The organism is Pseudoalteromonas sp. P1-26 (assembly GCF_001401795.1).
Lineage (GTDB): Bacteria > Pseudomonadota > Gammaproteobacteria > Enterobacterales > Alteromonadaceae > Pseudoalteromonas.
In genome coordinates this window covers 1-16,065 of record NZ_LKDX01000001.1, presented here as the reverse complement: position 1 = coordinate 16,065, position 16,065 = coordinate 1, and the positions used below count along the sequence as shown (strand labels likewise).

The 16,065-nt window shown below is 42.2% G+C and carries 24 protein-coding genes; 19 read left to right on the top strand and 5 right to left on the bottom strand.

Annotated elements, in window-relative coordinates; genetic code table 11:
- Positions 1-2 precede the first annotated feature (2 nt).
- Positions 3-713 (bottom strand): YIP1 family protein, encoded by a 711-nt coding sequence (locus AN394_RS00115; protein ID WP_054554396.1) that lies wholly within the window; start codon positions 711-713, stop codon positions 3-5.
- A 170-nt stretch (positions 714-883) separates the two neighbouring features.
- Here AN394_RS00115 and AN394_RS00110 point away from each other — a divergent pair, with 170 nt between their 5' ends.
- Positions 884-1,777, top strand: coding sequence for an aldo/keto reductase (locus AN394_RS00110; protein WP_054563032.1), 894 nt, complete (start codon positions 884-886; stop codon positions 1,775-1,777).
- 64 nt (positions 1,778-1,841) lie between these two features.
- Here the strand turns inward: AN394_RS00110 and AN394_RS00105 are convergent, their stop codons facing one another.
- The 4 genes from AN394_RS00105 to AN394_RS00090 form a co-directional block, all read right to left on the bottom strand.
- Positions 1,842-2,519 carry a TorF family putative porin gene (locus AN394_RS00105; RefSeq protein WP_054562821.1) on the bottom strand — a complete coding sequence of 226 codons (678 nt, stop codon included), beginning with the start codon at positions 2,517-2,519 and terminating at the stop codon, positions 1,842-1,844.
- A gap of 288 nt (positions 2,520-2,807) precedes the next feature.
- Positions 2,808-3,974 (bottom strand): hypothetical protein, encoded by a 1,167-nt coding sequence (locus tag AN394_RS00100; protein ID WP_054563031.1) that lies wholly within the window; start codon positions 3,972-3,974, stop codon positions 2,808-2,810.
- Between the two features lie 151 nt (positions 3,975-4,125).
- Positions 4,126-4,326, bottom strand: a complete 201-nt coding sequence (locus AN394_RS00095) for a helix-turn-helix transcriptional regulator (RefSeq protein ID WP_054562820.1) — start codon at positions 4,324-4,326, stop codon at positions 4,126-4,128.
- Positions 4,327-4,334: 8 nt separating this feature from the next.
- Positions 4,335-4,754: a hypothetical protein gene (locus tag AN394_RS00090; RefSeq protein ID WP_054562819.1), complete on the bottom strand. Its 420-nt coding sequence runs from the start codon at positions 4,752-4,754 to the stop codon at positions 4,335-4,337.
- Positions 4,755-4,984: 230 nt separating this feature from the next.
- On the opposite strand from AN394_RS00090, the gene AN394_RS00085 reads away from it, so the two are divergent.
- The 18 genes from AN394_RS00085 (at position 4,985) to rplQ (ending at position 15,685) form a co-directional block, all read left to right on the top strand.
- The gene (locus tag AN394_RS00085; protein WP_055020632.1) at positions 4,985-6,928 is read left to right on the top strand and encodes an AsmA family protein; all 1,944 of its coding nucleotides are present in this window, start codon (positions 4,985-4,987) and stop codon (positions 6,926-6,928) included.
- Between the two features lie 275 nt (positions 6,929-7,203).
- Positions 7,204-7,572 carry a 50S ribosomal protein L14 gene (rplN, locus tag AN394_RS00080; RefSeq protein ID WP_010378257.1) on the top strand — a complete coding sequence of 123 codons (369 nt, stop codon included), beginning with the start codon at positions 7,204-7,206 and terminating at the stop codon, positions 7,570-7,572.
- A 10-nt stretch (positions 7,573-7,582) separates the two neighbouring features.
- Positions 7,583-7,897 carry a 50S ribosomal protein L24 gene (gene rplX, locus AN394_RS00075; protein WP_054554391.1) on the top strand — a complete coding sequence of 105 codons (315 nt, stop codon included), beginning with the start codon at positions 7,583-7,585 and terminating at the stop codon, positions 7,895-7,897.
- Between the two features lie 16 nt (positions 7,898-7,913).
- Positions 7,914-8,453, top strand: coding sequence for a 50S ribosomal protein L5 (gene rplE / locus AN394_RS00070; protein WP_054554390.1), 540 nt, complete (start codon positions 7,914-7,916; stop codon positions 8,451-8,453).
- Positions 8,454-8,463: 10 nt separating this feature from the next.
- Positions 8,464-8,769 (top strand): 30S ribosomal protein S14, encoded by a 306-nt coding sequence (gene rpsN, locus AN394_RS00065; protein ID WP_054554389.1) that lies wholly within the window; start codon positions 8,464-8,466, stop codon positions 8,767-8,769.
- A gap of 21 nt (positions 8,770-8,790) precedes the next feature.
- A complete protein-coding gene (rpsH, locus tag AN394_RS00060; RefSeq protein WP_054554388.1) occupies positions 8,791-9,183 on the top strand; it encodes a 30S ribosomal protein S8 in 393 nt (130 codons plus the stop codon).
- Between the two features lie 13 nt (positions 9,184-9,196).
- Complete coding sequence (rplF, locus tag AN394_RS00055) at positions 9,197-9,730, top strand: 50S ribosomal protein L6 (RefSeq protein ID WP_054554387.1); 534 nt, start codon at positions 9,197-9,199, stop codon at positions 9,728-9,730.
- 9 nt (positions 9,731-9,739) lie between these two features.
- Positions 9,740-10,090, top strand: coding sequence for a 50S ribosomal protein L18 (gene rplR / locus AN394_RS00050; protein WP_036974021.1), 351 nt, complete (start codon positions 9,740-9,742; stop codon positions 10,088-10,090).
- A gap of 9 nt (positions 10,091-10,099) precedes the next feature.
- Entirely contained in the window at positions 10,100-10,606 is a 507-nt protein-coding gene (gene rpsE, locus AN394_RS00045; protein WP_036974018.1) for a 30S ribosomal protein S5, read from the top strand.
- Positions 10,607-10,609: 3 nt separating this feature from the next.
- Complete coding sequence (rpmD, locus tag AN394_RS00040; RefSeq protein WP_016710201.1) at positions 10,610-10,792, top strand: 50S ribosomal protein L30; 183 nt, start codon at positions 10,610-10,612, stop codon at positions 10,790-10,792.
- A 4-nt stretch (positions 10,793-10,796) separates the two neighbouring features.
- Positions 10,797-11,231, top strand: a complete 435-nt coding sequence (gene rplO, locus AN394_RS00035) for a 50S ribosomal protein L15 (protein WP_054554386.1) — start codon at positions 10,797-10,799, stop codon at positions 11,229-11,231.
- A 10-nt stretch (positions 11,232-11,241) separates the two neighbouring features.
- A complete protein-coding gene (secY, locus tag AN394_RS00030) occupies positions 11,242-12,570 on the top strand; it encodes a preprotein translocase subunit SecY (RefSeq protein WP_036974013.1) in 1,329 nt (442 codons plus the stop codon).
- A gap of 22 nt (positions 12,571-12,592) precedes the next feature.
- A complete protein-coding gene (gene rpmJ, locus AN394_RS21565; protein ID WP_002959476.1) occupies positions 12,593-12,706 on the top strand; it encodes a 50S ribosomal protein L36 in 114 nt (37 codons plus the stop codon).
- A 128-nt stretch (positions 12,707-12,834) separates the two neighbouring features.
- A complete protein-coding gene (gene rpsM, locus AN394_RS00025) occupies positions 12,835-13,191 on the top strand; it encodes a 30S ribosomal protein S13 (protein ID WP_054562818.1) in 357 nt (118 codons plus the stop codon).
- Between the two features lie 13 nt (positions 13,192-13,204).
- Positions 13,205-13,591 (top strand): 30S ribosomal protein S11, encoded by a 387-nt coding sequence (gene rpsK, locus AN394_RS00020; protein WP_036974009.1) that lies wholly within the window; start codon positions 13,205-13,207, stop codon positions 13,589-13,591.
- 21 nt (positions 13,592-13,612) lie between these two features.
- Positions 13,613-14,233 carry a 30S ribosomal protein S4 gene (gene rpsD, locus AN394_RS00015; protein ID WP_036974007.1) on the top strand — a complete coding sequence of 207 codons (621 nt, stop codon included), beginning with the start codon at positions 13,613-13,615 and terminating at the stop codon, positions 14,231-14,233.
- A gap of 24 nt (positions 14,234-14,257) precedes the next feature.
- Positions 14,258-15,244: a DNA-directed RNA polymerase subunit alpha gene (locus AN394_RS00010; protein ID WP_004589198.1), complete on the top strand. Its 987-nt coding sequence runs from the start codon at positions 14,258-14,260 to the stop codon at positions 15,242-15,244.
- 39 nt (positions 15,245-15,283) lie between these two features.
- The gene (rplQ, locus tag AN394_RS00005) at positions 15,284-15,685 is read left to right on the top strand and encodes a 50S ribosomal protein L17 (protein WP_004589197.1); all 402 of its coding nucleotides are present in this window, start codon (positions 15,284-15,286) and stop codon (positions 15,683-15,685) included.
- Positions 15,686-16,065 lie beyond the last annotated feature (380 nt).

Here is a 16,065-nt window from a genome sequence, read left to right as displayed (position 1 = left end):
AATTAAACGAGAGCGATTACAGTCCAAATACCGTAAATAACAATACTTGGTAGAGCTGCAAACAGTAGCGCTTTATTGAAAGTGAAATTAGTCCAGCTCTTTAAACCGATAGCTGCGATGAAAATACCCCAAATAGAAAAGATATTGAGACTTTCAAGTAAGGTGTAGAATGGGTGGCCAATTTCTAAACCAATTAAAAGTTGGTTAATCGAAGCATAGTTAAATAACGTCTGTGAGATTTGGTCGGTACTCGCAGTTAATACTAAGATGAGTAAACCAAGACTTGAGATAATCATTGGCATCATGGTCCACACACCAAAGCCATACCACGCACCATAACCGTAGTTAGCTTCTGGATCTTGCTTAGATACAAATAGGTAGTAGCCTGCCATTAGAGCATTAATAACAGCCAAACCAATGATGCCACCAAACATAGCAAACCATACTTGCATATCTATGGTTTGCTCCATGCTTTGGCGAATCATTTTTTGTTCTGCAATGGTGGCATCAACACTGGCAGCAGCCACTTGTTGATCGATTAAAAACTGCGGGTCAGCTTTATTGTAAAAAGCAAACATGCTGGCAGCGAGGATGCCGGCAAGTAAAATAAAGGCAACAAAAGACCAACCTTTTGCTTCCTTTAAACCATTAAAGGCTTTGCTCGGGCTGATAAAAATATCAACCAATGCGGTCATGACATTTGATGATTTCATTTTTTATTCCTTGTTTTATAACATTTGTTTTTAGGTACTAAAATATCCTGTTTAGTAACAAATTAGCAATTTGTTTTGTAACTGTATGTTAACAGCTGTGATTAGTAAATCTGTGATATGGTTAAAGGATTAATTTGAGTCGAATTTATTAGGAATAGTAGGTCGTTATGGTGAATAGCAATGGTCGTTGTATTGATGAGTTGGTATTAGGATTCTGGCGCTTGTTAGATTGGCAGATAACGCCACAGCAATGCTTAAGTTTTTTAGAAAATGCAATTGAGATGGGTGTGTCACATACCGATCATGCTGACATCTATGGTGAATACGGTTGTGAAGCCGAATTTGGTAAAGCACTTAAACTAAAACCAAGTATTCGTGATGAAATCAAAATAATCACTAAATGTGGTATTAAGCCTGCGTTTGCCAGCCTAGGATTACAAGGCAAAGCAAACCATTATGATTCAAGTGCCGCGCATATAATTGCCTCAGCACAGCAGTCACTTAAAAACTTTAACACTGATCGTTTAGATGTATTACTTATCCATCGCCCTGATTACTTAATGAACGCCGATGAAATGGCACAAGCATTTAATACCTTAAAAGCAAATGGTGACGTGATTGATTTTGGTGTATCTAATTTTACCCCATCGCAACTTAGCTTGTTGCAGTCGCGTTTAGATTTTGAGCTTGTGACTAATCAAATTGAGTTTTCACCTTACGAAATGAAAGCCCTTGATGATGGTAGCTTAGACCAATGCCAATTGCTCGATATCAAACCTATGCTTTGGTCACCATTAGCTGGGGGTCGTATATTCTCAAGTGATGATGAAAAAGCGGTGCGTTTACGTGCAGTGTTGGAGCAAGTTGGTGCTGAAATTGGCGCCACAGCCATTGATCAAGTTGTTTATGCTTGGCTGTTAATGCACCCAAGTGCACCGTCTGTGGTACTTGGTACGGGTAATATTGAGCGTGTTAAATCAGCTGTTGAAGCTAAGCAGCTTACTATGAACCGTGAACAATGGTATCGCATTTGGCAAGGCTCAACCGGGCATAGTGTACCTTAATATATAGCCCAAAACTAGAAAAGGGCCTTAACGGCCCTTCGTGTTGCAGCAAGTAACACATTCTTTATAAAGTGAAGTCAACCGCGTAAGCGACATACACTTTTAGATCTGAACCATCAATGTCGTTGTCTGAAAGACCGAAAGTAAAGCCGTCTTTCGACACTGAAACACCGTAGTCGATGATGTCATCATCACCAATGAAATCCCCTGAGTAATGGCCTAAGTGAAGGGCCATTTCTGCACCGGTACTGCCAACTGGGAAACTGTAGTCAGCATTTAAATATAGAGAGTCACCAAAATCTGTACCGTCACCGCTTGCTGCTGATGTTGCTAGGACTGCTGCACCAAAGGTGAAGCTACCCATGCTAATGCTACCGTAGATTTCTGAGAAGTCTGCATCTGTGTAAGACGCTGCATCTGGGTATGCATAATAAATGTAGCCAACATCGTAGCTAAAGGTTTCATTGATTTCACCGCCAAAACCAGCATAAAGGTCTAGCTCGTAAGTCATGTCGTCAGCCCAGCTAGCATTCGATACCCAAGTACCCGCATAAAAGCCAGATTCACTTGCGTAGTCGATACCACCTTGGATTGCAGCATCACCACCGCCTTGCTCTTGACCACGCCATAAGTAGTTTGAAGTTGCCGCAGCGTTTGCTGTAACTTCTGCATAGCTATATGTTGAGCTCAAAGTTAATAGCGCAAGGGCGCTTGCTGCGACCGTTTTTTTTAGTTTTAGCATGTTTCTGTATCCTGTTGTTATGTTGATTTTGTCCCATTTTCAGATTGCAGTCTGGTTATTATTTGAGGACATTTTCTATGTGTTGTCTGGATACGATATTGCACTGGTTGTGCCAAGTTAATTCCGAGCGGGATATTTTATGCTTAAAGGCTTTAAAAACAGGCTTTTAAACTTGTTTAATTGTGAAAAGGATGGTTATTTGAATTGTTCATGCGCACATGTGTGGTGCAAAAAATAACCCGGTTGCACAATTGCGAAGCAACCGGGTTTTGCTTATTTGAGAGTAACTTAGCCGAAAATTGCACGCATTAGAGTAATGGTTTCTTCAACACTGCGGCCTTTTTCAACTTCACTGATGATTGAATCGCGCTTAGCTTTGATATGTTCAGGGATATCATCACTTGCTAATGCTCGGTCCACCAGTATCTCTGCTGATTCTTTGCCACGGCGTACGGTCTTTTTACCTGCTGAGCTTGTGGTACTCTTAGGTTTGTTTAACAACTTAATATAGTTAGAGTTATCAGCGGTACTTTTATCTGCATAATAAAAGAAGCTAGGCAATAGGGCTTTGATTTCAACCAGAGATTGTTCAAGCTCATTTGCTGCACTGGCCATTTTGAACCAAGGCATGCTATGTATTGCTTCGACAACATCTTGCCAGTAGCGCTCAAAATCACGGTTATTAAGCTTAGTAATGCCTAATGCCGCACAAAGGGCATCAAGTTTACTATTTACGATTGGTGTAAACACGTCAGGTCGGCGCATCGCAAGCAAGCGAGTAGCAGGAGCAAGCGTTGGCTTTTCATCGCTGCCATTAAATGCCATGAAGTAAGCGACCATAAAATGCTGATAATGTTCTTGCGTTACTTCACCCTCAAGTGGAATGTGTACAAGCGCCTCATCGAATGCACCTGGCAAATCACTCAACATTTGGTGGAAACCTTTTGCGTTCTTAGTAGAAGCAAACCATTCAACGTCGAAGTTATAGCTGCTTGGATCAAGCGAGGCACTGTGTTTACCTGAAAACGCTAAACGGTCTTCTGGGATCATCTCTTTTAGGGATTGCGATTTAATTGCGGCAATGTAATTAGCTAAGCGTAGTTGCTCATCAAGGGCTACAAGCTCTTTATGCTGCTCGATGAAGCCTGCAATAACAGGCCATGGCGCAACCCTTAATGTTTTTAACTGCAAAAAACTGATTGCAGAAATTAATAAGTCATGAAGTTTTTTAAGAGTGGGTAATTGCTTATCTTCTAACAGATCGTAGTTAATGCGATCACGGCTTGCACTTAATAGCTCATAGCACCAACCTAAAAAGTCTTCAGGGTGGTTTTCTACTTTAACTGCCATAAGGTTTAAGCTGATATCAGAGGCTTGCTTGAGGATATTTTGATAAATTTGACTTTCTTGCTCGCCAAGCGCCATTTTTGACGGTGAAATAAGCAGTTTCTTCATGCTTAATCGATACTCCAGTTTTGACCAAATTGGGTTGTTTAATTTTAGTACACAGGGTGCAAAAACAACAGGGTCGTGCATCATACCGAAGTAATGGAATGATGCAATCTTACTGATAATTTATAAGTAAGATTGCGGCTGATGTGGTTTATTAATCATTGTCATCGAGTGTAAATAATTGCTCAACACTGAGTTCAAAGTGAGTAGCAATTTTTAACGCGATAATCACCGAGGGTATAAAGCGGCCGGTTTCAACTGTGCTGATGGTTTTACGTGATACTGCAATGGCATCAGCAAGTTCTTGCTGCGATAACCCCTTATCTTTACGAAATTTAGCGATATTATTTTGCACTTTTATACCTAGTCTCTACTTTGCCAAAGAATTGATACGCCATATATCAAACACATCAAAGCAAGGTAAAATGTGGCCATCATGCTATGAGATACATTTAAAGCAAGTTCATCAGACAATAAAAAAATAGCCCCCATGCTAGAAAGCAATCCAAGCACTACATGTTTATAAGCGATGGTATCAATCGTATTTAAAAATTCATCCTTATACGTAAGGCGATAACCAAGTTTCCATGTAAATCCCCCTCTAATTACAAACATAAAGAAAGATCCTAAAAATGCGGTACCGCCAATAAACAGTAACGGTGCTGATGTTTGCTTGAGCATTGGGTAAACACTAATAATTAATAACGTGACTCCCATGAATATTGAAAACCATGCGTTATGACTCATAAACTTTTCTTCTGTTTTGATATCTTGCTTAGACATAATCGTTTCCTTTTATTTTAAACTCAAATGTAACCTACAGGTATCAATATAACCCTAAGGTATCATGCGGTCAAGATTTTTTTGTAACCTATAGGTATCAAATGGTTTCAGCGCTGATTCATATTCTTGTACCTAAGCTTGTTCACAAACCTTTTTATGTGTTGGGCAATGCAATTGCGCCTAACTCCCGCTATGATAAGAACATTGTTTGCCCATTTTTAAGGATGATTATGAAAACCTTACTGAAAATCGTTGGTGTCATCTTCGTATTACTGATTGCATTGGTAGTCGCAGCACCATTCCTAATACCTACAGACGCGATATTTAATAAAGTATCGGAGCAAGTAGAACAAACCACAGGTCGTAGTCTGACTATTAATGGCGATAAAAAGCTGTCGGTATTTCCATCATTAAAACTCGAATTGAATGATGTGCACTTTGCCAATATGCAAACAGGCTCACAAAAAGATATGGCAAGCATGCAGCAACTTGCTATCCGTATCCCGTGGATGTCGTTATTTGGCGGTGAGTTTAAACTTGATAAATTCGTTATTAACGAACCAACAATTTTGTTAGAAACCGATAAAAATGGTAAAGCAAACTGGCAATTATTTGATGCGGTTGCTGAGCAACCACAGACAGAGCAGCAAAAGAGTTCTGGCGCTGTTAACTTACCAGATAACTTTGACATCGAACTTGGTGAAGTAGCAATCTACGGTGGTACTTTCACTTATCTAGATGGTAAAACCGGGGCAAAGCAACAGATAAGCGATTTAGAATTAGCAATCCTATTACCTTCTCTTCGTAAGACCTTAGAGTTAAAAGGCGGTATTACCTATATGGGTGAGCGCTTTGATTTAGATGTCACGCTAGATACACCTGTTAAAGCGATTGAAGGCGAAACCTTTAATGTAAGCACTGAGGTTGATTCACGCTTAGTCGATTTGAATTTTAAAGGTGCAATTGCAGAAATGGGTAATGACGTGCAAGGGCTTCTTTCTGTCAGTGGTGACTCAGTGAAAAATATTGCGAGCTGGCAAGGTGTTGAACTTAATGCAAAAGAAACTGCGTTTAATGCATTTAATGTAAAAGGGTCAATGCATCTAAAAGGGCAGCAGTTTAAGCTTACAGAGCTACTTGCCACCCTAGATGAGCTGCAAATTAAAGGTAAAAGCGATATTAAGCTTGGTGATCGTTTAGCTGTGAATGCCGATATTGATTTAGGTATGCTTGATCTAAACCCTTACCTACCAGAGGGTGTAGCTAAAGAAGAGCAAGCAGAGCCTGCAGCAGATGCGCCAGCACAACCAATTGTTTGGGATGATACTGCAATTGATATGAGCGGCTTAAATGCACTTGATGCAAATGTAGTCGTGCGTTCAAGTGGCTTAAAAGCCAATGATATTACCCTTGGTGAAAACCAGTTAACGGTGAACCTAAAAAATGCCGTGGCTAAAATTAGTCTAGACAAGTTTGTTGCTTATGAGGGCAATGGTAAAGGTGTGATAACCGTAAACGCCAAGCAAACACCTTATAAAATTAGTACTAACTTTTCTTTAGATAAAATTGATGCGCAGCCATTACTAACTGATGCGGCTGGTTTCGATAAGTTGATGGGTAAAGGCTCTCTAAACTGGGATCTAACGACCACAGGTCAAAGCCAAAAGAGCTTTATCAATGCTTTAAATGGTAAGTTAGGCTTTGAGTTTGCTGATGGTGCGGTAAAAGGGGCCAACATTGCAGAGATGGTTCGTAAAGCAAAAGAGCTTATCAAAGGTAACTTAAGCGCAGTATCAGAAGGTTTAGATACTGGATTTGATAACTCACAGCAAACAGACTTCTCAGCATTGCAGGGCAGTTTTGTATTCACTAACGGTGTTGGTGAAAATAAAGATCTGTCGCTACTTAGCCCGCTTATTCGCATTACAGGCTCAGGTAAAGTTGATTTACCTATGACGAATGTAGACTATCGCTTGGTAACGGGGATTGTTGATTCAATCGAAGGGCAAGGCACGACCGATGATAGTACCGGCTTTAAAATTCCACTGCGTATCAAAGGCCCATTCCATGATGTTGGTTATAGCTTAGATGTCAGTGATGCGGCGAAAGAAGAAGTCAAAGAAAAAGCCAAAGATAAAATTAAAGACAAGTTAAAAGGTCTATTTGGTAATTAATAAAAATTTAATTAAACTCAAAAACAGGGCGCATTTGCGCCCTGTTTGTTTTATAATCAATAACAAACCAGCAAGCTGCTGTAATTCTTCAATGCAGGCATTGCGATTAATTCCAAATTAATTAAAAAATAACCTACCACTTCCTTGCCATTGCTGCTACAATTGCCCGCCCTTAAGAGACAACTTGCTTGTTTTTTGAGTGGAATTTAACCGAAATGTCTTGATTTTAAACAAAATTAAGGCGTGTTGTAATTTCTACACCGGAGGTCATTAACATGATCCAAATGCAAACTCAGCTGGACGTTGCTGATAACAGCGGCGCTCGCAAAGTGCAGTGTATTAAAGTCCTTGGCGGTTCGCACCGTCGCTATGCAGCGGTTGGCGATATCATCAAAGTTTCTGTAAAAGAAGCTATTCCTCGCGGTAAAGTGAAGAAAGGTGATGTTAAAAACGCGGTAGTTGTGCGTACTAAAAAAGGCGTTCGTCGTCCGGACGGTTCTTTGATCCGTTTCGATAGCAATGCGGCTGTTATCTTAAACGATAACTTACAGCCAATTGGTACTCGTATCTTCGGCCCTGTGACTCGTGAACTTCGTACTGAAAAGTTCATGAAAATCGTTTCACTAGCACCAGAAGTACTATAAGGAGTCTATCATGGCAGCAAAAATCCGTCGTGATGACGAAGTAATCGTACTAGCAGGCAAAGACAAAGGTAAGCGCGGTAAAGTGCTTTCAGTTGTTGCTGAATCTGGTCGAGTATTTGTCGAAGGCATCAACTTAATCAAGAAGCACCAAAAGCCTGTTCCTCAGTTGAACCAAGCTGGCGGTATTGTTGAGAAAGAAGCGTCTATCGACGTATCAAACGTTGCGATCTACAACTCGGAAACGGGTAAAGCAGATCGTGTAGGTTTCAAGATTGAAGATGGTAAGAAATTACGTATCTTTAAATCTACTGGTAAAACTATCTAATAGTTGGAGTAGAATGATGGCGAAACTGCATGAAGTATATAAAGACAAAGTAGTTGCTGAGCTTCAAGAGAAGTTTGGTTTCAGCTCTGTCATGCAAGTCCCTCAGATCGAAAAGATCACATTAAACATGGGTGTGGGCGAAGCTCTAGCTGACAAGAAGATCCTAGATAACGCTGTTGCGGATCTAGAAGCAATCTCTGGTCAGAAACCTCTAATCACTAAAGCACGCAAATCAGTTGCAGGCTTTAAAGTGCGTGAAGGTTACCCAATTGGTTGTAAAGTAACCCTACGTGGCGAGCGTATGTGGGACTTTTTTGAGCGTTTGGTTTCAATCGCTATCCCACGTATCCGTGACTTCCGTGGTGTAAGTGCTAAGTCTTTTGATGGACGTGGTAACTACAGCATGGGCGTACGTGAGCAAATCATCTTCCCAGAAATCGATTATGATAAAGTAGACCGTGTTCGCGGTATGGATATCACAATCACTACTTCTGCGAAAACAGATGATGAAGGCCGTGCGTTGTTAGAAGCGTTTAACTTCCCATTCAAGAAATAAGGGTAGGGTTATGGCAAAGAATTCTATGAAAGCACGCGAAGCAAAGCGTGCGAAATTAGTTGCTCAGTTCGCTGAAAAGCGTGCGGCACTAAAAGCTATCATCAGTGATGTTAATACATCTGACGATGATCGTTGGGACGCGGTATTAAAGCTACAAGCTTTACCACGTGATTCTAGCTCTTCACGTCAACGTAATCGTTGTAACGTTACGGGCCGCCCACATGGTTACCTTCGCAAATTCGGCATGAGCCGTATTAAAGTTCGCGAAGCAGCTATGCGCGGTGAAATTCCTGGCCTTAAAAAGGCTAGCTGGTAATAGTATCACGGGAGTAAGACTATGAGCTTGCAAGATCCTATTGCGGATTTGTTTACACGTATCCGTAACGGTCAGTCAGCGAAGAAAGTATCAGTAACGATGCCAACTTCAAAACTGAAAGTAGCAGTAGCTAAAGTATTAAAAGATGAAGGTTATATCGCAGATTACGCTGTAAGCGGTGAAGCGAAGCCTGAGCTTTCTATCGATTTAAAATATTTCGAAGGCAAAGCTGTTATTGAAAACATCCAGCGTGTTAGCCGCCCTGGTCTACGTATCTATAAGAAACGTGACGAATTACCTAAGGTAATGGGTGGTCTTGGTATCGCTATCGTATCAACTTCTAAAGGCCTAATGACAGACCGCGCAGCACGTAGTGCCGGCGTTGGTGGTGAGATCATTGGCTTTGTAGCTTAATCGGAGGGGAACTATGTCTCGCATAGCAAAGGCACCAATCAATGTTCCTGCCGGTGTAGAAGTTACATTAAAAGGCCAGGACATCACAGTTAAAGGCAAAAACGGTGAATTAACTCGTACTATCAACGACGCTGTTGAAGTACAAGTTAACGACAACGTTATTACAACTTTACCTCGTGAAGGCGTAGCTAATGCATGGGCACAAGCAGGTACTGCTCGCGCTCTAATCAACAACATGGTTGTTGGTACGCATGAAGGTTACGAGAAGAAACTTCAGTTAGTAGGTGTTGGTTACCGTGCAGCAGCTAAGGGCAAAGTATTAGACTTAACTCTTGGTTTCTCACACCCAGTGAATTTCGAAGTACCAGAAGGTATTACGATTGAAACACCAAGCCAAACAGAAGTTCTAGTTAAGGGCGTAGACAAGCAGTTAGTTGGTCAAACAGCTGCTAACATCCGTGCATACCGTAAACCTGAGCCTTATAAAGGTAAAGGTGTTCGTTACGCGGACGAGAATGTACGCCGTAAAGAGGCTAAGAAGAAGTAAGGTAAGACGATGGATAAAAAAACAGCTCGTCTACGTCGTGCTAAACGCACTCGTAGAAATTATATTGAACAAGGCACAACGCGTCTTGTTATCCACCGCACGCCACGTCACATTTACGCTCAAGTAGTTACTGCTGAGGGTACTGTACTGGCTGCTGCTTCTACTGTTGAAAAAGCAATTAGCGAAACAGTTAAAGGCACAGGTAACGTTGCAGCTGCTCAAGCAGTTGGTAAAGCGGTTGCTGAACGTGCAGCTGACAAAGGCATCGAAAAGATTGCTTTTGATCGCAGTGGCTTTAAATATCACGGCCGTGTGAAGGCGCTTGCTGATGCAGCGCGTGAAGCCGGTCTGCAATTCTAGGAGTAGACAATGGCTAACGTAGAAGCAAAGCAACAACAGCCTGATTTGGCTGAAAAGCTAATCGCGGTAAACCGTGTGTCTAAAGTGGTTAAAGGTGGTCGTATCTTTAGCTTCACTGCACTAACAGTAGTTGGTGACGGCGCAGGTAAAGTAGGTTTTGGTTATGGTAAAGCACGTGAAGTTCCAGCTGCTATTCAAAAAGCAATGGAAAAAGCACGTCGCAACATGATCAGTGTAGACCTTAACGGTAACACGCTACAGCACCCAATCAAGGGTCGCCACGCGGGTTCTAAAGTATACATGCAGCCTGCTTCTGAAGGTACAGGTATCATCGCCGGTGGTGCGATGCGTGCAGTACTAGAAGTAACTGGTGTACAGAACGTATTGTCAAAAGCATACGGTTCAACTAACCCGATCAACATCGTTCGTGCAACGATTGCTGCTCTAGAGAACATGAACTCTCCAGAGTCAATCGCTGCTAAACGTGGTCTTAGCGTTGACGAAATCACGGGGTAAACCATGGCTAATAAAACTGTAAAAGTAACACAAGTAAAGAGCTCTATCGGTCGTTTACCGAAGCATAAAGCTACATTACGCGGTCTTGGTCTACGTCGTATCAATCACACTGTTGAGTTAGAAGACACAGCATGTGTGCGTGGTATGATTAACCAAGTTTCTTACATGGTAAAGGTTGAGGGTTAATTCGATGCATTTGAATACACTTTCACCTGCTGCTGGTGCAAAAACTGAAAAGAAACGTCTAGGTCGTGGTATTGGTTCTGGTCTTGGTAAGACTGGTGGCCGTGGTCATAAAGGCCAAAAATCACGTTCTGGCGGTAAAGTTCGCGTTGGTTTCGAAGGCGGTCAAATGCCTATGCAACGTCGTCTACCTAAATTTGGTTTCACTTCACGTAAATCATTAGTATCTACTGAAGTTAACCTTTTTGAAATCGCTAAAGTTGAAGGCGATGTAGTAGACGTAAACGCGTTACAAGCAGCTGGTCTAGTTAAAAAGAACATCCAGTTCGTTAAAGTAGTTAAATCTGGCGAAGTTTCACGCGCAGTTACCGTTAAAGGTCTTAAAGTGACTAAAGGTGCTCGCGAAGCTATCGAAGCTGCCGGAGGCAAGGTAGAAGACTAAGGAAGTACTAATGGCTAAACCAGGTCAAGATATGAAAAGTGCACAAAGTGGGCTTTCGGAATTGAAGCGTCGATTACTATTTGTATTAGGTGCTATCATTATTTACCGTCTAGGTTCATTCGTGCCGATCCCTGGGATTGACGCCGCTGTACTTGCCGATTTCTTCGAGCAACAAAAGGGCACCATTGTTGAAATGTTTAACATGTTCAGCGGTGGTGCGCTTGAGCGAGCTTCAGTGTTAGCACTGGGTATTATGCCGTATATCTCGGCTTCGATTATTACGCAACTATTAACGCATATGTATCCGCCGTTTATAGAGCTTAAGAAAGAAGGTGAGCAAGGGCGTAAGAAAATTAGCCAGTACACACGCTACGGCACGCTTGTGCTTGCTACAATCCAATCAATCGGTATTGCTACCAGCTTACCGGGCATGATGGACGGGTTAGTTGTTAACCCAGGCATCGGTTTCTACTTCACTGCTGTAGTGAGTTTAGTAACTGGTACTATGTTCCTAATGTGGTTGGGCGAACAAATTACAGAACGTGGGATCGGTAACGGTATCTCAGTTCTGATTTTTGTTGGTATCGTAGCTAACCTGCCGTCTGCTATTGGTTCGACAGCCGAAATGGCGCGCCAAGGTGATCTGAATGTACTTGTACTGTTATTGATTGCTGTAATCGTATTCGCTGTTACTTACCTAGTTGTATTCTTTGAACGTGGTCAACGTCGTATCGTCGTTAACTATGCAAAGCGTCAACAAGGTCGTCAGGTATTTGCTGCTCAAAGCACGCACTTACCACTGAAAGTAAACATGGCGGGTGTTATTCCACCAATCTTTGCTAGCAGTATAATTCTGTTCCCTGGTACAATTGCAAGCTGGTTCGGCCAGGGTGAAGGTCCGGTCGCTGATGTGCTACAAGCAATCGCTACAACGTTGACTCCAGGTCAACCTTTATATGCGATGGTTTTAGCTGCGGCTATTATCTTCTTCTGCTTTTTCTACACCGCGTTGGTATTTAACCCGCGTGAAACAGCAGATAACCTGAAAAAATCTGGCGCATTTATCCCAGGTATTCGTCCAGGTGAGCAGACATCTAAATACATTGATAAAGTGATGACACGCCTGACATTGGCAGGTGCTTTGTATATAACCTTTATCTGTCTGGTGCCCGAATTCATGACTATGGCATGGCAAACGCCATTCTATTTCGGCGGTACATCAATTTTGATTATCGTTGTTGTAATCATGGACTTTATGGCACAAGTACAGACGCATCTGATGTCACATCAGTATGATTCTGTGCTGAAAAAAGCAAACCTTAAAGGCTACGGTCGATAAGGTCATTTTACGGAGTTGAGCAATGAAAGTACGTGCTTCCGTTAAGAAAATATGCCGTAACTGTAAAGTTATTAAACGTGCTGGTGTAGTACGCGTAATTTGCAGTGAGCCTAAGCACAAGCAAAGGCAAGGCTAATTAAACAGTCGTGCAGGCTGAGTTATTTACTCGGCCTGTGTTTTTAGTTGTGATTTGGTCTTCGTTTGAGTATCCTTACGGGCTTTTCAAACAGATGATTACCAAATTCAAATATAGGAGATGTGTTAGTGGCCCGTATCGCTGGCATTAACGTCCCTGATCATAAACATGCAGTTATCGGTTTAACTGCTATTTATGGCATAGGTAAGACTCGCTCTAAGGAAATCTTAGCAGCGACTGGTATCGCCGAGACCACAAAAATCGGTGAACTTTCAGACGAAACACTTGACGTATTGCGTGAAGCAGTTGGCAAGTACACTGTAGAAGGTGACCTTCGTCGTGAAGTTACATTAAATATCAAGCGCCTTATGGACCTTGGTTGTTTCCGTGGCCTACGTCACCGTCGTTCGTTACCACTACGTGGTCAACGTACTAAGACTAACGCGCGTACTCGTAAGGGTCCTCGCAAGCCTATCAAGAAATAAGGTGGGGTAGATTATGGCTAAAGCACCAATTCGTCGTAAGAAGGTTAAAAAGCAAGTTGCTGATGGTATGGCTCACGTTCATGCTTCTTTCAACAACACTATTGTAACAATTACCGACCGTCAAGGTAATGCACTATCTTGGGCAACAGCAGGTGGTTCAGGTTTCCGTGGTTCACGTAAATCTACTCCATTCGCGGCTCAGGTTGCTGCAGAGCGTGCAGGTACTGCTGCTCAAGAATACGGTTTAAAAAATCTAGAAGTTTTCATCAAAGGTCCAGGTCCAGGTCGTGAATCTGCTGTACGTGCTTTGAATGCTGCTGGTTACCGTATCACCAACATCACTGACGTGACGCCAATCCCTCATAATGGTTGTCGTCCACCGAAGAAACGTCGCGTTTAACAATAGGTTAGGAGAAATAACATGGCAAGATATTTGGGCCCTAAGCTCAAGCTGAGTCGTCGTGAAGGTACTGACCTGTTCCTTAAGAGCGGCGTAAGAGCTATCGACTCTAAGTGTAAACTTGAGACTGCACCTGGTCAGCACGGCGCTCGTAAAGGTCGCTTATCTGATTACGGTTTACAGCTACGTGAAAAGCAAAAAGTACGTCGTATCTACGGTGTATTAGAAAAGCAATTCCGTAACTACTACAAAGAAGCTGCTCGCCTTAAAGGTAATACAGGTGAAAACTTGTTACAGCTTTTAGAGCAACGTTTAGACAATGTTGTATATCGCATGGGTTTTGCTAGCACACGCGCTGAAGCACGTCAGTTAGTAAGCCACAAAGCGATTTTAGTTAATGGTCGTGTTGTGAACATTCCTTCATACGTAATTACTCCAGAAGATACTGTTGTAATTCGTGAGAAGTCAAAAACACAAGCACGTATCATCGCTGCTCTAGAGTTGGCTGAGCAACGTGAAAAGCCGACTTGGGTTGAAGTTGACGGTAAGAAAATGGAAGGTAGCTTCAAGCGCCTACCTGAGCGTTCAGATCTGTCTGCGGACATTAACGAACAACTAATCGTCGAACTTTACTCTAAGTAAAGTTAAGAGTTAAGAGAGGATAAAATGCAGGGTTCTGTTACCGAATTCCTAAAACCAAGGTTAGTCGATATCGACGCTATCAACCCAACGCGTTCTAAAGTAGTTTTAGAACCATTAGAGCGTGGCTTCGGTCACACTTTGGGTAATGCCTTACGCCGTATACTGTTATCATCTATGCCTGGATGTGCAGTAACTGAAGTAGAAATCGACGGTGTATTGCATGAGTACAGCGCGAAAGAGGGCGTACAAGAAGACATCATTGAAATTCTGTTAAACCTTAAAGGTCTAGCAGTAACTTTAGAAGGCAAAGATGAAGTTTTTCTGACCCTGACTAAATCTGGTGTAGGCCCTGTGACTGCGGCTGATATTCAGCACGATGGTGATGTAACTATCGCCAACCCAGATCACGTTATCTGTCACCTTACGACAGATAGCAGCGAGATCAGCATGCGTATTCGTGTTGAGCGCGGTCGCGGTTATGTGCCGGCATCTAGTCGTTTATCCTCTGATGACGATGAGCGTCCAATTGGTCGTCTGCTGCTTGATGCATCATTCAGCCCAGTTGAACGTATTGCGTACTCGGTTGAATCAGCCCGTGTTGAGCAACGTACAGACTTAGACAAGTTAATCATTGATATGGAAACAAACGGCACTTTAGATCCTGAAGAAGCGATCCGCCGTGCGTCTACTATCTTAGCTGAGCAATTAGATGCATTCGTAGATTTACGTGATGTAACTGAGCCAGAAGAGAAAGAAGAGAAGCCAGAATTCGATCCTATTCTGCTTCGTCCAGTTGATGATCTTGAGCTAACAGTACGTTCAGCAAACTGTTTGAAAGCCGAGCAAATTCAATATATCGGTGATTTAGTTCAGCGCACTGAAGTTGAGCTTCTTAAAACGCCTAACTTAGGTAAGAAGTCTCTAACTGAAATTAAAGACGTGCTAGCTTCACGTGGTCTTTCTCTAGGTATGCGCCTAGAAAATTGGCCGCCTGCAAGCCTAGCTGAATAATCTAAATCACTATATTAGTTTAGTTAGAAGGATAGGGTCATGCGCCATCGTAAGAGTGGTCGTCAATTAAACCGTAACAGCAGCCATCGCAAAGCGATGTTCAGCAACATGGCTGGTTCTTTGGTGAAACATGAAATCATCAAAACAACTTTGCCTAAAGCTAAAGAGTTGCGCCGTGTAATTGAACCTTTAATCACACTGGCTAAGACTGACAGTGTAGCAAACCGCCGTTTAGCGTTTGCTCGCACGCGTGATAATGAAGTAGTTGGTAAATTATTCAGCGAAATCGGTCCACGTAATACAGACCGTCCTGGTGGTTACACTCGTATTCTTAAGTGTGGCTTCCGTGCTGGTGATAATGCACCAATGGCTTATATTGAACTAGTTGGTCGCCCAGCGACAAACGAAGAAGTTCAAGAAGACGCGCAGTCTGCAGAGTAAGTCGTAAAGACACCAAAAAGCCGAGCTTATGCTCGGCTTTTTACTTTCTAAAATTCACTACTAAACTTCACTACTAATAAAACAGCTCTATCAACCCCAAACAGTACCATACAATCTTGAAGCACCTAGCACCTAGCACCTAGCACCTAGCACCTAGCAATTAAGATCACATATAATGATCAATTCGCGTTCCTTAATAGTTAAATCACCTTCTATAAAACTTAATAACAAGCATATTTATAAAATACACTGCCTAAATAGCCATAATGTGAGTGGTTTAGTGTTATTTTCACCCGTTTCGTTCGTATTTTGCGCGAACAGTCATTTTTTTCATAAAAACTTCAAAAAACAGTTGATCTCAATTCGGATCTCCCTATAAT

Coding starts and splice junctions, on each gene's coding strand:
- rplE (WP_054554390.1), top strand. CDS start 7,914: ATGGCGAAACTGCATGAAGTATATAAAGACAAAGTAGTTGCTGAGCTT.
- rpsK (WP_036974009.1), top strand. CDS start 13,205: ATGGCTAAAGCACCAATTCGTCGTAAGAAGGTTAAAAAGCAAGTTGCT.
- AN394_RS00105 (WP_054562821.1), bottom strand. CDS start 2,519: ATGCTAAAACTAAAAAAAACGGTCGCAGCAAGCGCCCTTGCGCTATTA.
- AN394_RS00115 (WP_054554396.1), bottom strand. CDS start 713: ATGAAATCATCAAATGTCATGACCGCATTGGTTGATATTTTTATCAGC.
- AN394_RS00010 (WP_004589198.1), top strand. CDS start 14,258: ATGCAGGGTTCTGTTACCGAATTCCTAAAACCAAGGTTAGTCGATATC.
- rplQ (WP_004589197.1), top strand. CDS start 15,284: ATGCGCCATCGTAAGAGTGGTCGTCAATTAAACCGTAACAGCAGCCAT.
- AN394_RS00100 (WP_054563031.1), bottom strand. CDS start 3,974: ATGAAGAAACTGCTTATTTCACCGTCAAAAATGGCGCTTGGCGAGCAA.
- AN394_RS00085 (WP_055020632.1), top strand. CDS start 4,985: ATGAAAACCTTACTGAAAATCGTTGGTGTCATCTTCGTATTACTGATT.
- rplN (WP_010378257.1), top strand. CDS start 7,204: ATGATCCAAATGCAAACTCAGCTGGACGTTGCTGATAACAGCGGCGCT.
- rplF (WP_054554387.1), top strand. CDS start 9,197: ATGTCTCGCATAGCAAAGGCACCAATCAATGTTCCTGCCGGTGTAGAA.
- rpsN (WP_054554389.1), top strand. CDS start 8,464: ATGGCAAAGAATTCTATGAAAGCACGCGAAGCAAAGCGTGCGAAATTA.
- rplO (WP_054554386.1), top strand. CDS start 10,797: ATGCATTTGAATACACTTTCACCTGCTGCTGGTGCAAAAACTGAAAAG.
- rpmJ (WP_002959476.1), top strand. CDS start 12,593: ATGAAAGTACGTGCTTCCGTTAAGAAAATATGCCGTAACTGTAAAGTT.
- rplX (WP_054554391.1), top strand. CDS start 7,583: ATGGCAGCAAAAATCCGTCGTGATGACGAAGTAATCGTACTAGCAGGC.
- rplR (WP_036974021.1), top strand. CDS start 9,740: ATGGATAAAAAAACAGCTCGTCTACGTCGTGCTAAACGCACTCGTAGA.
- AN394_RS00090 (WP_054562819.1), bottom strand. CDS start 4,754: ATGTCTAAGCAAGATATCAAAACAGAAGAAAAGTTTATGAGTCATAAC.
- rpmD (WP_016710201.1), top strand. CDS start 10,610: ATGGCTAATAAAACTGTAAAAGTAACACAAGTAAAGAGCTCTATCGGT.
- secY (WP_036974013.1), top strand. CDS start 11,242: ATGGCTAAACCAGGTCAAGATATGAAAAGTGCACAAAGTGGGCTTTCG.
- rpsD (WP_036974007.1), top strand. CDS start 13,613: ATGGCAAGATATTTGGGCCCTAAGCTCAAGCTGAGTCGTCGTGAAGGT.
- rpsE (WP_036974018.1), top strand. CDS start 10,100: ATGGCTAACGTAGAAGCAAAGCAACAACAGCCTGATTTGGCTGAAAAG.
- rpsH (WP_054554388.1), top strand. CDS start 8,791: ATGAGCTTGCAAGATCCTATTGCGGATTTGTTTACACGTATCCGTAAC.